This is a genomic window from Flavihumibacter petaseus NBRC 106054, assembly GCF_000974785.1.
GTDB classification, from domain to species: Bacteria; Bacteroidota; Bacteroidia; order Chitinophagales; family Chitinophagaceae; genus Flavihumibacter; species Flavihumibacter petaseus.
Window position 1 is genome coordinate 1 of record NZ_BBWV01000014.1, and the last position, 1,513, is coordinate 1,513.

The window sequence follows — 1,513 nt, forward strand, 5'->3', positions numbered from 1 at the left end:
GGCGGCTTCGCTGAACGGCATAACCGGGACCTGGTCGCCTGCAGTGGTGAGCAATACTGCTTCCGGTACATATACCTTTACACCGGATGCCGGGCAGTGCGCTGCTCCGGTGAGCATCGACATCACTGTAACACCAGCTGTCACTGCAACCTTTGCAGCAATACCTGCATTCTGTGCCGGTACAACAGCGCCTGTATTGCCAACTGCTTCCCTCAACGGCATCACCGGTATTTGGTCACCAGCTGTTGTGAACAATACCACATCAGGATCTTACACCTTCATACCGGATGCCGGCCAGTGTGCGGCTCCAGTTAGCATCGACATCACGGTAAATCCGGCATTGACACCTGCCTTCAATGCCATTGGTGCGCTTTGTCAGAATAGTTTGGCGCCAACGTTACCGCTTACGTCTACCAATGGCATCAATGGTACCTGGTCACCAGCCGTGATCAACACCAGTGTAATTGGAACAACTACCTATACCTTCACGCCGGCAGCTGGCGACTGTGCTACCCCGGTTAGTATCGATGTTACCATATCTACCAGCGTAACACCTGTGTTCAATGCCATCGGGCCACTATGTCTGAATAGTCCGGCTCCAACGCTTCCCGGAACATCCAACAACGGCATCAGTGGTACCTGGAGCCCGGCTGCAGTGAACACCAGTGCGATCGGTACCACAACCTATACCTTCACCCCGGATGCTGCTGGCTGCGGTGTGCCGACAACCATCGATATCACTATCACTGACCAGATCACACCAGCATTCGATCCGATTGCTGCATTCTGTGCGGGAACAACTGCGCCAGTGCTGCCGGCAGCTTCACTCAACGGAATCACGGGTACCTGGTCGCCAGCACTAGTCAACAACACAATATCCGGCACCTATACCTTTACGCCGGATGCAGGACAATGCGCTGGTCCGGTGAGCATAGATATTACCGTAACACCCACTGTTATTCCGGCATTCGATCCGATCGCTGCGCTTTGTCTGAACAGTGCTGCATCTACGCTACCAGCCACTTCACTCAATGGCGTCAGCGGCACCTGGTTACCAGCCGTAATCAATACATCGGTTATCGGAACGACTACTTACACTTTCACACCGGCTGCAGGTGAGTGTGCAACTCCGGTCAGCATTGATGTTACCATCACCGACCAAATCACACCAACATTCACTGCTATACCAGCATTTTGTGCAGGCAGCATTGCTCCTGTATTGCCAACTGCTTCCCTGAACGGAATTACGGGAACATGGGTGCCTGCCGTGGTGAATAATACCACTTCCGGTTCTTATACCTTCATACCGGATGCCGGCCAGTGTGCTGCACCAGTGAGCATCGATATCACTGTAACACCGGCAGTGACACCAACCTTCGATGTGATCGGAGCACTCTGCCAGAATAGCGTGGCACCAGCATTACCGTCAGCGTCTACCAATGGTATCAATGGTACCTGGAGCCCGGCCGTGATCAACACCAGTGTTATCGGAACGTCGACCTACACCTTCACC

General features: G+C 53.5%; 1 pseudogene. It reads left to right on the forward strand.

Going from position 1 to position 1,513, the window contains the following annotated elements:
* A pseudogene (locus FPE01S_RS26055) lies at positions 1–1,513 on the forward strand (gliding motility-associated C-terminal domain-containing protein); the annotation flags it as partial.